Raw genomic sequence first — 13558 nt, forward strand, 5'->3', positions numbered from 1 at the left:
TCACCCCTTCACCCGCTCCGTCCCCATGCGCCTCCCCGCACGCCCCCTGCTCCTCGCCGCCGCCCTCGCCTGCGCCGCACCCGCCGCCGGCCAGCCCTCGACCCCTGAGCTCTTTCCCTACGGATCCTGGCCGACGATGGGGCTGATGGACCGCGCCGGCAACCTAGTGATCGAGCCCCGGTTCGAAGTGGTGGGGGACCCGTCCGAAGGGCTGGTGGTGGTGGGGCGCGGAGACCTTCAGGGGTACGCGGACCTGCGCGGCAACGTGGTGATGGAGCCGCGGTGGACCGCGGCCGGCCAGTTCCGCTCGGGCTACGCGTCAGTGCTGCGCGACACCCTGTCGGGCCTCATCGACCGCACGGGCCGGCTGGTGTTTCCCCTGGAGAAGCGCGACTACACCTTCCGCTTTTCGGAGGGGATGCTCCCCCTGCGCATGGGCGCGCGCATCGGCTACCTGGACGCGCGGCTCGACACGGTGATCCCCGCGCGCTTCGACGACGCAGACGAGTTCAAGGAGGGGCGGGCCGGCGTGGCGATCATCGGCCGCTGGGGGTTCATCGACACGCGGGGAGGGTGGGTGGTGACTCCGGCCTACGACCGGGTGTCGTGGTACCGCGACGGCATGGCCGCCGTGTACCTGGACGGCAAGTGCGGGTACGTGGACCACGCGGGGCGCATGGCCGTTCCCATCCGCTACGACGAGTGCTGGGAGTTCGGCGACGGGCTGGCCCCCGTGCGTGAGGGCCAGGGCGACTACGCGTGGATCGACCGCACCGGCCGGGTGGTGTTCACGGTCCCCGGCGCGCGCGACCCCGTCCACTTCAGCGAGGGGCTGGCCTCGGTGGAGCTGGAGGGAAAGTTCGGCTACATCGACACGCGCGGGCAGATCGCCATTCCCCCCGCGTGGGACTACTGGGCCGGCCCCTTCGAGGGCGGTCTGGCGCGGGTATCGCAGCGCCACCCCGAGCTCGGCAGCCGCCCCGTGGGCTACATCGACCGCACGGGGCGCTACGTGGCCCGCTGGTTCGACGACTGACGCCCGCCGTCACGCTTCTTGCGGCCCGTTGGGAGCCCAATTCCGCCGCGACGCACCACATCCTGAGAAACAGAAGACGCCGTACCCATGACCCAGCGCCCCACGACGCTCGGCGCCCTGCGCGCCTCCGGATACCGCCCGCGCTCCGTAAAGACGGAGATCCGCGAGAACCTGATCGCCCGGCTCAAGAGCGGCGAGACGGTGTTTCCCGGCATCGTGGGCTACGAGGACTCGGTGGTCCCCGCGCTGGCCAACGCCGTGCTGGCCCGCCACAACTTCATCCTGCTGGGGCTGCGCGGCCAGGCCAAGAGCCGCATCCTGCGCCAACTGGCCGGGCTGCTGGACGAAGCCATCCCCGTCCTGGCCGGCAGCGAGGTGAACGACGACCCGTTCGCGCCCATCAGCAAGCACGGCCGGCAGCTGGTCGAGGAGCACGGCGACGACGCGCCGATCGAGTGGGTGGGGCGCGACCGGCGCTACGTGGAGAAGCTGGCCACCCCCGACGTGACGGTGGCGGACCTGATCGGCGACATGGACCCGATCCGCGCGGCGCGGGGCGGCCACCTGCTCAGCGACGAGCTTACCATCAACTTCGGCCTGCTGCCGCGCGCCAACCGCGGGATCTTTGCCCTCAACGAGCTGCCGGACCTGTCGGGCAAGGTGCAGGTGGGGCTGTTCAACATCCTGCAGGAAGGCGACATCCAGATCAAGGGATTTCCCGTCCGCCTGCCGCTGGACGTCATGCTGGTCTTCAGCGCCAACCCCGAGGACTACACGGCGCGCGGCAAGATCATCACCCCGCTCAAGGACCGCATCGGCAGCGAGATCCTTACGCACTACCCGCGCACCCCCGAAGAGGGGATGCAGATCACCGCGCAGGAGGCGCTCACGCGGCGCGACGGGGAATCCATCCCCCTGGTGGTGCCGCCCTTCGTCGCCGAGCTGGTGGAGCGCGTGGCGTTCCTGGCGCGCGACGACAAGCGCATCGACCGGCGCAGCGGCGTGTCGCAGCGCATGCCCATCAGCGTCATGGAAACGGCCGTCAGCAACGCCGAGCGGCGCGCCATCGTGGCCGGCGAGCCGCGCATCCTCCCCCGCGTGGCCGACGTGTACGCGGCGCTCCCCTCCATCACCGGCAAGATGGAGCTGGAGTACGAGGGCGAGCTGCAGGGCGCCGAGGCCATCGCCCGCGACCTGATCGCCGCCGCCGCCCGCGAGGTGTTCGACCGCACCTGGGAGGTCGACATGCTCGACACCGTGGTCGAGCACTTCGACCGCGGCGGCGTGCTGCAGATTTCCGACGGCGCCTCGGCGGAGGCGTGCCTGCAGGGGCTGCGCGGCGTTCCGGGGCTGGTGGAGGCGCTGGAACAGGCGGGGATGTACGACGCGGACGACGCGGGGATGAGCGTGGCCGTGGCGGAGCTGCTGCTGGAGGGCCTTGCCGCGCACCGCAAGATCAGCCGGGCGGAGAGCGGCGCCTACCAGCGCGCGAAGCCCGAGCGTCCCAAGAAGGGCGGCAAGGGCGGCGGCTTCTCGTTCGGCGACGACATGTTCACCTGACGGACGGCACGACGACGGGGCCCCACGCGCGTCTCCGCGTGAGGCAAGTCCGGTATACGGGATCCTGAAAAAGAATGATCGTACAGAGGAACAGAGTCAGACAGAGGAAGCGAGATGAAACGTCATCCGGGCTCCTCTGTCTGACTCTGTTCCTCTGTACCCCAAAAGTGTTGTTTTCCCGAATCCGAAAGCGCTACCAGGCGCGGTCCAGCTCCAGGTGCTCCGCCGCGTCGGCCGCCAGCTGGCGCCAGTGCTTGCCGCGAATGCCCAGCGGATAGCGCTCGTAGCGCAGGCGGCCCGGATGGGGCGCCTGGCGAAAGTCGTAGACCGGCGCGGGGCGAAAGCGCTCGATTCGCACGGGCATGTCGCGCAGCACGCCGCCCTGGGTGTAGAAGCAGTCGTACATCCGCCGCTTCATGTCCTTTTCCTCCGCCGACAGCGGCACGTCCGTCACCGGCGCGCCGTCGAAGGGAAGAAAGCGGTTCACCACCTTGTCGCCGCCCTCGTTGTGGTACGAGGTGAACTCCATCAGCGCCGGAGCCGTGCTCCCCTCGCGCGCCAGCAGGGTGCACGCGGCGCGGGCGGCAAAGGCGGTGGCGTCGTGGTCGGTGTGTCCGCCCTCGTAGGGGTGGGTGATCACCACCTCCGGGCGCAGCTCGTCGAAAATCTCCATCAGCCGGCGCGTCACCGGCACCATGTTCAGCGACACCTCGCTGTCCATCACCTCCATCCGCCGGCACACGGACGCGTCCACCCCGGCCACCGCCAGCGCGCAGTGCACCTCGCGCAGCCGCTGGCCCGCGTACTCGTCCCAGTCGCGGAACTCCTGGCGCCCCCACTGGCGGCGGTAGCGCGGCGCCCCGTCGGTCACGTGCAGAATGGTGAGCGCGCCGTCCAGCCGCGGGAACATCCCGCCCACCCCGATGGTCTCGTCGTCCGGGTGCGCCGCCAAAATCAGCGTGCGCGGCGGGTCGCCCTCCCCGGCGGGAAGGGTAAAGCAGCGGGTGAGCCGCAGCACGCGCGGGTCCACCATGCGCGGCGCGGGGATCACATACTCGCAGGCAACTCGCGGGACGGTAAAAGGCATCTACGATTCCTGTAACGACTTGCGCACCACACAATCATGGCGCGGGACGTGCCGTTGCAGGAATCACACCGCTCTGACGCCATATGTAGTAGCAGTTTGCGGAGTGTCGAAGCAGACAGCGACAAACGCACAGTCTTCACGGCGGAGTCTTTCCGCCGTCCTGAACCCTTGCAGTGAACCGGCAGCCCATGTCTGCATCCGTTTCCATCCGCGCCGCGGCCGCGGGCGTGGCGGCGATCCTGGCCGCCGGCTGGGCCTTCGCCGGCCGCGCCCCCGCCCCGCTCGCGGCGCCGTCGCTTCTTCCCGCGGCCCACGCATCCGCGCCGCCGCGGGTGCGCGGCGGGCCCGTGGTCCCGGGGCTCGAGGTGCTGCTGCGCGACTCGCTGCACCTGGTGCGCGGCAGGCGCGTGGGGCTTATCACCAACCACACCGCCGTCACCCGCGAGGGCCGCAGCGCCATCGACCTGCTGCACGAGCACCCCGACGTGCGGCTGGTGGCGCTCTTTGGCCCCGAGCACGGCATCCGCGGCACCGTGGACGGCGGCGAGCGCATCGCCACGCAGCGCGACCCGCGCACGGGCGTCACCATTTACTCGCTGTACGGCGCCACCGAGCGCCCCACGCCCGCCATGCTGCGCAACGTCGACGTGCTGCTGTTCGACATGCAGGACATCGGCGCCCGGGCGTACACCTACGTGTGGACCATGACCATGGCGATGGAGGAGGCGGCGCGCGCCGGCATCCCCTTCATCGTCCTGGACCGGCCCAACCCCGTGACGGCGCGGGTGGAGGGGCCGCTGATGCAGTTCGAGATGCGCAGCCGCGGCCCGCTGATCACCGGCCACTTTCCCGTCCCCCTGCGCCACGGCTTTACCGCGGGCGAGCTGGCGCGCTACGTGAACGGCGAGTACCGGCTGGGCACGCGGCTCACCGTGGTCCCCGCCGAGGGGTGGCGGGGAAACGAGTGGTTCGACGAAACCGGGCTGCGGTGGATCAACCCGTCGCCCAACATCCGCACGCTCGACGCGGCGCTGGCGTTCAGCGGGCTGGTGATGCTGGAGACGACGAACCTCTCCATCGGCCGGGGGACGCCCACGCCGTTCGGCTACGTGGGCGCGCCGTACCTCGACAACGCTGAGCTGCTGCGGCGCGTGCGGGGCTACGGCCTGCCGGGGGTGCGGTTCGAGCTGGCGGAGTTCACCCCGCGCGGCACGGAGTGGATGCAGTTCCGCAACCAGCGCTGCCGCGCCGTGCGCCTGCGCATTACCGACCGCGACGTGTACCAGCCGGTGCTCACCGCGCTCGTCTTCCTCTCCGAGATCCAGAAGATGCACCCGCGCAGCCTGGGGATGGGCCCCATGCTGCAGATGCTGGGCAGCCGCTGGGCGCCCGACGCCGTGCGCCGCGGCGACGACCCGCGCGAGATCTTTCGCCGCTGGGAAACGGAGAACGCCGCCTGGAAGGAGCGCGTGGCGAAGTACCGGCTGTATCCGGCGGAGTAGGGTGCCCGGTCAGGGTCCTGTAAACGCAGGCCTCACACGGAGTCAACGGAGTCAGCGGAGTCTTCTCGTGCCGTTTCCTCCGCCTGCAGGCTCCAGTGCCTGATCCAGATACGAAAACATCGAGGGGTACAGAGGAGCAGACAAAAGCCGGAGGAACAGAGGAGGATCGATCGTCCTCTGTTCCTCTGGCTGTTCTCTGCCCCTCTGTACCCCTTCGCTTTTCCGGTCGTGTTCGCGGATCCGGATCAGCGGCGGAACTGCTCGTGGTATCGCGCCCACGCCTCCGCCACCGAGTCCCCCAGCCGCGCCTCGCGGACCATGGCGTCCGACAGGCCGAGCCCCGCCAGCTCCTCTTCGCGGGCCGCCCCCGCCAGCATGGCGGCGACCTGCTCGCGGAACCACCGGTTCTCGGCCGCGCTGGACCGGCGCTCCTCCCGCGACGCCCGGCCGCCCACGTACCCCTCCACGACCTCGCGCGCCCGGGACAGCCGCACCTCGTGGTCGATCCGCCGCTGCTCGTACCCGGCCCGGCTCTCCTCCGTCGGCATGGCGCCCATCCTCCGCTGAAGTCACCGGGACGGGGGCGCAAGAACCGCGCGCAGGGGATCGTACAGAACGCGACGAACCTTTGGCGCATTACCCGCGCCGCGGAACGCGCGGGCGGACGCCGGGTCAGGCCGGCGCGGCGGCGGAGAGCGGCGGATCGGCCTGCGCCTGGGCCGCGGCGGCGGGATCGCCGGGGAACAGGCGGGGCAGGGTAAGACGAAAGGTGCTTCCCTGGCCGGGGCGCGACTCCGCCTCCAGCCGCCCGCCCAGCAGCTCCGCCAGCCGGCGCGAGATGGGGAGCCCCAGGCCGGTGCCGCCCGCGTTGGCGTTGGGCAGCTGCACGAACTCCTCGAAGATGCGGTCCAGGTGCTCCCCCGCCACCCCCTGCCCCTGGTCCGCCACCTCCACCTGCACCCCGCCGTCCTCCAGCCCGCGCACCCGCACCTCCACCGGCCGCGACTCGCCGAACTTGATGGCGTTGCTCAGCAGGTTCAGCACGATCTGCCGCACCCGCCGCGGGTCGGTGAGCACCGGCCGCGGGTCGGCCTCCTCCACCATCCGCAGCGCGCTGCCCTTGTCCTCGGCCAGCGGCCGCACCGTGGCGAACAGGTCGCGCACCAGCTCGGGCACGGAGACCGCCTCGGCCTCCACCTCCAGCTTGCCGGCCTCCAGCTTGGACAGGTCCAGCACGTCGTTCACCAGGTCAAGCAGGTGGCGCGCGGCCCGCTGGGCGCGCTCCAGCCCCTTTTCCTGCGGCGGCAGCATGGCGCCGTACACGCCGGAAAGGATGAGGTCGTTGTAGCCCAGGATGGCGTTGATGGGGGTGCGCAGCTCGTGGCTCATGGCCGCGTAGAAGCGGCTGCGCGACGCGATGGCCGCCTCGCGCTCCTCCTCGGCCCGCCGGCGCGCGCTCACGTCGCTGAACGCCACCGCGAACCCGTCGCCCAGCGGCGCGGCCGAGATGCGGAACCACGCCGCGCGCCCGTCCTCGCCCTCGATGGCCACCTCGCGCTGCATGGGGGCGCGCGACCGCACCACCTCCACGTAGGCGTCGAAGAGCCCCAGCTCGCGGGTGCCGGGAAGCACCTCCAGAAGCCGCCGCCCGCGCAGCTGCGCCGCCGGCAGCTGCAGGATTCGCTCGGCGGCGGGGTTGACGTACACCCACTCGAAGTCCTGCACCTCGCCGTCGGCCCCCCACACGGCCCGCAGGATCATGAACCCGTCGGGCGAGGTCTCGTGCAGCACCCGGAAGCGCTCCTCGCTCTCGCGCAGCGCCGCCTCGGCCTCGCGCGCCTGCTGCTCGGCCGCGTGCACGCGCACCGCGTGGCGAAGCCCCTGCGCCAGCCGCTCCGGCGTAAAGGTGCCCTTGGCCACGAAGTCCGACGCGCCGGCCTTCATCAGCTCCACCGCCGTTTCCTGGTCGCCGCGGCCGGTCAGCATGATGATGGGCACCGTGAGCCCCTCGGCCCGCGCCGTGCGCAGCACCGACAGCCCGTCGCCGCCGGGAAGCTGGTAGTCCAGGAACACGCAGTGGTACCCGCCCGCCCGCATGGCCGCCAGCGCCGAGGGCGCGTCCCCCGCCTCGTCGCACTCCGAAGGCACCCCGGCGGCGCGCAGGGCGCGGCGAACCGCCATGCGGTCCACCTCGTCGTCGTCCACGACCAGGATGCGGTAGCGCTCGGGAAGGGCCACGTTCAGGGATACTCGACCAGCGTCCAGTACTTGTTGAGCGTCGCCATCGCCTCCACGAAGTTGGCGAAGGTGACGGGCTTGAGGATGTAGCCGGCCACGTTCAGGTTGTACGCGTCCACCCGGTCGCGCTCGTCGCCACTGGTGGTGAGCACCACCACCGGCGTGTGGCGCAGCTTTTCGTCCGCGCGCAGCTCGCGCAGGAACTCGATGCCGTTCATCCGCGGCATGTTCAGGTCCAGCAGCACCAAGCGGCGGTCCAGGGGAATCTCGCCCCCGCGCAGCGCCCCCAGCGCCTCCACGCCGTTCCCCGCCACCCACAGCGGGTTGCGGATGTTGTTCTTCTTGAACGCGCGCTGGACGTTCATCACGTCCACCTCGTCGTCCTCCACCAGGAGGATGTTCAGCATCTGCTCGCTCATCGTGGCGCCGCCTGGGCACGGGCTTCCCGGAGCGTCTGCGAAGCCGGAGGGTGCGCCCCGCCTTCCTCCGCCTTCGTCCGGACGGCCACGCCGCCCGCGCGCAAAAGGGGCGTGGACGCCGTAACCGCTGGATTGCGCCCGGGATACGGGTGGGGCCCCCCGGCGCAAATCCCGGACCCGCCTCCGCGCCCCGCCGCCTCCCTCCCCGGGCCGCCGCATCCGCGCCGCTCCGCACGGGACAGGCGCGGATCTCGCGGGCCGGCACGCCGGCCCCCGTTCGCGCCGCCGTAACAGGGAGCCGATCCGGAGCGCCGCTGCGGGGAACCAACCGCCGGTGAAGGGTACAACCGAAACCTGCGACACACATTTCACCGCACCGAACCGGACACGGCCGGCACGGCGAGCTAGGGAGCTTCGGAAGCAACGATGCACGTTTACCTTCGGGACGAGCCGGTCGACCTGGAGATGCGCGAGGTGGAGCCCGAGGGACTGCTCGCCGACGACGCCGCACTGATCCCGGTCGCCTTTTTCGCGGACGGCAACGAGAGCCCGTCGTTCCGGGCGTTTCTGCCGCCCGAGACCATCGTCATCCTGCACCAGGTCATCCGCGGCCCCGTAAAGCTGGGGCTGATGGCCGAGGAGCCCGAGGACCCGGCGCAGGAGATCCAGGCCATGGTGGGGCTCACCATCCCCATCGAGGCGCTGCCCCCCGGCATGGCCGCCGAGGCCGAAGAGGCCGAGCACGAGCCGGAGCCCTGGCAGACCGGCCCCACCGGCGAGTCGTGGCGCGGCGACGAAGCGGACGAGGACGACGACGAGCGTCCGCGCACGGTGATGCTGGCCTTTGCGCCGCTGGTGCGCATCAAGCGCCGCCACCCGGCCGACTTTTCGGAGGAGCTGGCGGACCTGCTCGAGAGCGCCCTCTCCGGCGCCACCAAGCCGTCGCTCGAAGCCCGGGTGGAGCGCATGCTGGGCCTCTAGCCACGGTACGAGAGGATGATCGCGAAAGCCCGCTCCCGTTTCCGGGGCGGGCTTTTTCGTGTCCCGAATCCGGGAAAACAACCTTTATCGTACAGAGGAACAGGGTCAGACAGAGGAACCCGGATGATGTTTCGGCTTGCGTTCTCTGTCTGACTCTGTTCCTCTGTACGATGATTCTTTTTCAGGATCATGGTGCAGTGCGCACTTTCGACATCGGCGGTGTCCTCCCGAGTGGTCGCCCTCGGCGGAGCGGAATCCGGGCTCCGCGCGTAAGTCGATGCGCCGCATTCGCTTGGATTTCTGCGGATTCGGGGCACCGGCATTGCTCTCCGCATGGCCGCCGGCTGGAGCATCGCCGGCCACCGAAAATCGACCGATCCCCACTCCTCATCCCGAGGTGAACGATGCGATTCCGATACGCCCTTCTGGCCGCGCTGATGGCGGCGCCCGCCGCGCTGGCCGCGCAGGACGACGACTGCGAGTACTACGACGACTGCGACTACGACCGCCGCGAGTACCATGAAAAGCGCCCCACCGGCGGCTTTGCGGGCGGCAGCTTTACCATCGCCGAGACGCAGGGCGAGTTCAGCGACTACGTGGAGGGCGGGCTGGGCGGCACCCTGCACTACATGCACTCGCTGGACCCCAATGGCTGGCTGGCGCTGCGCGTGGACGGCGGCTTCATCATCTACGGCCACGAGCGGCAGACGGTGCCGCTGAGCCCCACGCTGGGCGGCCGCATCCTGGTGGATCTCACCACCTCCAACAGCATCGCCTGGATCGGCGTGGGCCCGCAGATCGGCGCGCCCGACGGAACGCTGCGGCCGTACGCCAACGGCTACGCGGGCTACAGCTACATGGCCACCACCAGCAGCGTGTCGAACACGTACGACTACGACGACTACTACGACGAGAACGAGTTCACCACCACCAACTTCGACGACTGGAGCTTTTCGTACGGCGGCGGTGTGGGGGTGTACATCCCGGTTCGCCGCGGGCCGCAGCCGGTGTCCATCGACCTGGGGCTGCGCTACCACAACAACGGCGAAACCGAGTACCTGCGCGAGGGCGACATCCAGGACAACGACGACGGCACCGTCACCCTGTTCCCCGTCCGCAGCGACACCGACCTGCTCACCTTTCACATCGGCGTGAGCATCGGGATCACGCGCTGAGCGGGGTTGTAGCCAAAGACCGGCCCCATCGCTCATCCCAGCTCCGGTAAAGCAACGGCGAGGGTACAGAGGGGCAGAGAACAGCCAGAGGAGCAGAGGACAACCCATCATCCTCTGTTCCTCTGGCTTTTGTCTGTCCCTCTGTACCCCCGCTTTTCCCTGCTCCTCCGCTGGCTCCGCCCGGGTTCGTGCGAAGCGGCTTCGCTCGTTCGTTCTCTTACGCGGGCAGCCGCGCGTCAGGCCACGCGGGCGATGAACGACTTGAGGTAGGCGGTCTCGGGGATGGCGGGGTGCACGGGGTGGTCGGGGCCCTGGTGGCCCTCTTCCAGCACCTGCAGCTCGCGCCCCAGGCGGCGGCTGGCGCGCAGCATGGCGTCCTGCAGCCCCTCGCGCGGCATGTGGTACGAGCACGAGGCGCTCACCAGGATGCCGTCGGGCTCCAGCAGCTCCATGGCCAGCTGGGCGGCGCGCCGGTACGCCTCCTCGCCCGCCTTCTGGTCCTTTTTGCGCTTGATGAACGCGGGCGGGTCCAGCACCACCACGCCGTAGCGCTCGCCGTCGGCGTTCAGCCGCATCATCCCGTCGAAGGCGTCGGCGCGGTGCGTCAGAACGCGGTCGCCCACGCCGTTCAGCGCTGCGCTGCGGGTGACGAACTCCAGCGCGGGAGCCGAGGTGTCGACGCACGTCACCTGCGAGGCCCCGGCGGCGGCGGCCTGCACGCCCCAGCCGCCCACGTAGCTGAAGACGTCCAGCACGCGCCGGCCACGCACGTACGCCGCCATGCGCGCCCGGTTCATCCGGTGGTCGTAGAACCAGCCCGTCTTCTGCCCGGTGATGGGGGCGTGAAAGCGGACGCCGTTCTCCTCCACCTCCAGCACGTCGGGAACGTCGCCGTGGGGCTGCACGTAGCTTTCGAGCCCCTCCAGCGCGCGGCCCGAGGTGTCGTTGCGCAGCAGGATGCCGGTGGGACTCACCGTCTCCCGCAGCGCCTCGAGCACGTCGGCCACCACCCGCTCCATCCCGGCGGTGGTCAGCTGGGCGACGAGGACGGAGCCGAAGCGGTCGACGATGAGCCCGGGCAGCCCGTCGCCCTCGCCGTAGACCAGGCGGTAGAAGGGGCGGTCGAACAGGGCGTCGCGCAGGGACAGGGCGCGGGCGATGCGGCGGCGCAGCAGGTCGCCGTCCAGTTTGCGGTGGCGCTGGCGGCTCACCAGCCGCGCGGCGATCAGGGAGCGCGGGTTCACGTACGCGGTGCCCAGGGGCGCGCCACGCGCGTCCTGCACCTCGGCCATGGCGCCGGGCTCGAAGGCGGTCAGCGGCGTGGCGGACACGTCCACCTCGTTGCTGAACACCCACAGGTGCCCGGCACGCAGCCTGCGGTCTTCGTTCTTCTTCAAGCGGAGCGGCGGAAGGCTCATGGCGCGGCGTCGGGTTGCGGTGGTTCAGTCACGGGCCGCAAGATAGCCGCCGGTCCCCGCCCGCGCACGCCGCCGCGCCCCGTGGCGCCGTCCCTGGCTCGCAAAGGCCCGTCCATGCCCGTTTCCGAAGCTTCGTCCCTCCCCTCCGCGCCGGCGGCGCAGGACGGCGCGCTGGTGCAGCGGCTGGAGGCGCTCTGCGCCCTGGCGGCGGACACGGCGGGGGTGGTGGAGCCGGACGCGCTGTGGGCGGTGCTGCACCCCCGCGCCGCGCAGGTGCTGGAGGCGGACGTGGTGGCGCTGCGCTGCGAGCTCATCGGCGAGCCGCGCGCGTGGGCGGCGGACGGGGGCGACACCGCCGGCCTGGCGGCGCTCGCCGAGCGGGACGGCGACGAGGTGCAGGCGGTGGAGCTTCCCGGCGGGGGCGCGGGGCTGCGCATTCCCCTGCGGCACCGCGGCGAGACGCTGGGCACGCTGGTGGCCGGCTGGCGCGGCGGCGGGGGGCAGGACGCGGACACGCGGCGCCTGGCGGAGCTGCTGGGGTCGCAGGCGGCGGCGACGCTGGCCAACCTGCGCACCTACGCCGAGCTTACCGAGGCGTCGTTCCGGCGCGAGCGCTTTTTCAGCGCCATGAGCCACGACCTGCGCACCCCCATCACCGCCATCGTGGGGTACAGCGAGCTGCTGGCCGACGGCATCGTGGGCGACCTGAACGGCCAGCAGCTCGAGATGATCGAGCGCATCAGCCAGGTGAGCGGCCACCTGTCGCAGCTGGTGAACGACATTTTGGACCTGGCCAAGCTGGACGCGGGGCGGATGGAGTTTCACCGCGAGGAGGTGCGCCTGGGCGACCTGGTGGACGAGGCGCTGGTGGCGGTGGAGCCGCAGGCGCGCAGCAAGAAGCTGGAGCTGCGGATGGACATCGACGACCACGGCGAAGACGTGCTGCGCGTGGACTCGCCGCGGGTGCGGCAGATCCTGGTGAACCTGCTGTCGAACGCGGTAAAGTTCACGGAGCGCGGCGAGGTGGCCGTGGTGGCGGGAAGCGGGAACGGACGCACCTGGCTGGAGGTACGCGACACCGGCCCGGGGGTTCCGCCCGGCAGCGAAGAGGCCGTGTTCGAGGAGTTCCTTCAGATCGCGGCCGGCAACAAGAGCAAGCGCGAGCCGGGAAGCGGGCTGGGGCTGGCCATCAGCCGCCGGCTGGCGCGCGCCATGGGCGGCGACCTGGTGGCCCGCAACGTTCCCGGCACCGGCGCGGCCTTTACCCTGGTGCTTCCGGCGCAGGCCGGCTGAGCATCCGTTTCAACAAACACCCTTTGGACCCAAGGACTCCCATGTTCAAGACCAGACGCGCCGCCCTGGCGCTGGCCTTTGCGGTGGCGCTCGGCGGCTGCGGCGAAGACGACCCGTTCCAGCCGGACCTGGCGCCCGAGGGCGAGGCGCGCTTCACCTACACCGGCGACCGCACCGGCGAGTTCGTGGGCAGCGGCCGGCTGAACCGCCGCAACCCCAACGCGGGCGCCTGGGCCGTCGGCGAGCTGCAGAGCGTGCAGGGCACCCAGATCCTGGGGGTGTTCGGGCAGCAGCGGCGCGCGGACCAGAAGATCGACGGGGTGATCATCGAGTGGCTGGGCGTGCAGACGGGCTCGGTGACCTGCACCCGCGAGACGGAGGAGTGCCCCTTCACCGCCATCTTCAGCGTGGGGACCGACCGGTTCAGCGGCGCCAGCGAGACCAGCTACGCCCGCTCGTTCGGCACGGTGACGGTGACGTCGCTCACGGAGGACCGCGCGGTGGGCACGTTCAACCTGACCATGCTGCGCCGCGGCCCCGAGGACGAGCCGCCCACCATCCAGGCCGTGGGGAGCTTCGACGTGCCGCTGAACGTGGCGAATTGATCCGGCCTTTTTCGGACGAGAAGGGCCTGGCAGGGAATAGGGAACAGGGAATAGGGAATAGCCGGCAACGGCGGGCCGGATGCCGCTACTCGTAGGGAAACCACACAAAGTCAACGGAGTCAGCGGAGGTTTTCCGTTGACTCCGTTGGCTTTTTCGATTCGGAGAACAACACCTTTTGGGGTACAGAGGAACAGGGTCAGACAGAGGACCAGGATGATAGGTCAGCTCGCCTTCTCTGTCTGA

At 70.6% G+C, this 13558-nt stretch carries 12 protein-coding genes; 7 read left to right on the top strand and 5 right to left on the bottom strand.

From position 1 onward, the window contains the following. The first annotated feature begins 25 nt into the window (after positions 1 to 25). Both VGC13_RS05465 and VGC13_RS05470 read left to right on the top strand, forming a co-directional pair. A complete protein-coding gene (locus VGC13_RS05465; protein ID WP_331124207.1) occupies positions 26 to 1036 on the top strand; it encodes a WG repeat-containing protein in 1011 nt (336 codons plus the stop codon). Positions 1037 to 1123: 87 nt separating this feature from the next. Beyond that, positions 1124 to 2596: a sigma 54-interacting transcriptional regulator gene (locus VGC13_RS05470; protein WP_331124208.1), complete on the top strand. Its 1473-nt coding sequence runs from the start codon at positions 1124 to 1126 to the stop codon at positions 2594 to 2596. A gap of 193 nt (positions 2597 to 2789) precedes the next feature. Here VGC13_RS05470 and VGC13_RS05475 read toward each other — a convergent pair whose 3' ends face one another. Continuing rightward, positions 2790 to 3683: a PIG-L deacetylase family protein gene (locus tag VGC13_RS05475; protein ID WP_331124209.1), complete on the bottom strand. Its 894-nt coding sequence runs from the start codon at positions 3681 to 3683 to the stop codon at positions 2790 to 2792. 188 nt (positions 3684 to 3871) lie between these two features. On the opposite strand from VGC13_RS05475, the gene VGC13_RS05480 reads away from it, so the two are divergent. Further along, entirely contained in the window at positions 3872 to 5185 is a 1314-nt protein-coding gene (locus tag VGC13_RS05480; RefSeq protein WP_331124210.1) for a DUF1343 domain-containing protein, read from the top strand. A gap of 245 nt (positions 5186 to 5430) precedes the next feature. On the opposite strand, the gene VGC13_RS05485 is transcribed toward VGC13_RS05480, so the two are convergent. The 3 genes from VGC13_RS05485 to VGC13_RS05495 all read right to left on the bottom strand — a co-directional run bounded on the left by VGC13_RS05485 (position 5431) and on the right by VGC13_RS05495 (position 7842). After that, positions 5431 to 5733, bottom strand: a complete 303-nt coding sequence (locus tag VGC13_RS05485) for a hypothetical protein (protein WP_331124211.1) — start codon at positions 5731 to 5733, stop codon at positions 5431 to 5433. Between the two features lie 124 nt (positions 5734 to 5857). Beyond that, the gene (locus VGC13_RS05490; protein WP_331124212.1) at positions 5858 to 7423 is read right to left on the bottom strand and encodes an ATP-binding protein; all 1566 of its coding nucleotides are present in this window, start codon (positions 7421 to 7423) and stop codon (positions 5858 to 5860) included. Between the two features lie 2 nt (positions 7424 to 7425). Further along, on the bottom strand, positions 7426 to 7842 hold the full coding sequence (locus VGC13_RS05495) for a response regulator (RefSeq protein ID WP_331124213.1): 417 nt from the start codon (positions 7840 to 7842) through the stop codon (positions 7426 to 7428). Positions 7843 to 8268: 426 nt separating this feature from the next. Between VGC13_RS05495 and VGC13_RS05500 the strand changes: the two genes are divergently transcribed. After that, a complete protein-coding gene (locus VGC13_RS05500; RefSeq protein WP_331124214.1) occupies positions 8269 to 8823 on the top strand; it encodes a hypothetical protein in 555 nt (184 codons plus the stop codon). Positions 8824 to 9227: 404 nt separating this feature from the next. Further along, complete coding sequence (locus tag VGC13_RS05505; RefSeq protein WP_331124215.1) at positions 9228 to 9998, top strand: hypothetical protein; 771 nt, start codon at positions 9228 to 9230, stop codon at positions 9996 to 9998. Between the two features lie 236 nt (positions 9999 to 10234). On the opposite strand, the gene VGC13_RS05510 is transcribed toward VGC13_RS05505, so the two are convergent. Then, a complete protein-coding gene (locus VGC13_RS05510) occupies positions 10235 to 11416 on the bottom strand; it encodes a class I SAM-dependent rRNA methyltransferase (protein ID WP_349264186.1) in 1182 nt (393 codons plus the stop codon). A 114-nt stretch (positions 11417 to 11530) separates the two neighbouring features. Between VGC13_RS05510 and VGC13_RS05515 the strand changes: the two genes are divergently transcribed. Next, positions 11531 to 12709 (top strand): GAF domain-containing sensor histidine kinase, encoded by a 1179-nt coding sequence (locus VGC13_RS05515; protein ID WP_331124217.1) that lies wholly within the window; start codon positions 11531 to 11533, stop codon positions 12707 to 12709. A gap of 41 nt (positions 12710 to 12750) precedes the next feature. Next, on the top strand, positions 12751 to 13314 hold the full coding sequence (locus tag VGC13_RS05520) for a hypothetical protein (protein ID WP_331124218.1): 564 nt from the start codon (positions 12751 to 12753) through the stop codon (positions 13312 to 13314). Positions 13315 to 13558: the final 244 nt, after the last annotated feature.

It is taken from the genome of Longimicrobium sp., assembly GCF_036399255.1.
Taxonomy (GTDB): domain Bacteria; phylum Gemmatimonadota; class Gemmatimonadetes; order Longimicrobiales; family Longimicrobiaceae; genus Longimicrobium.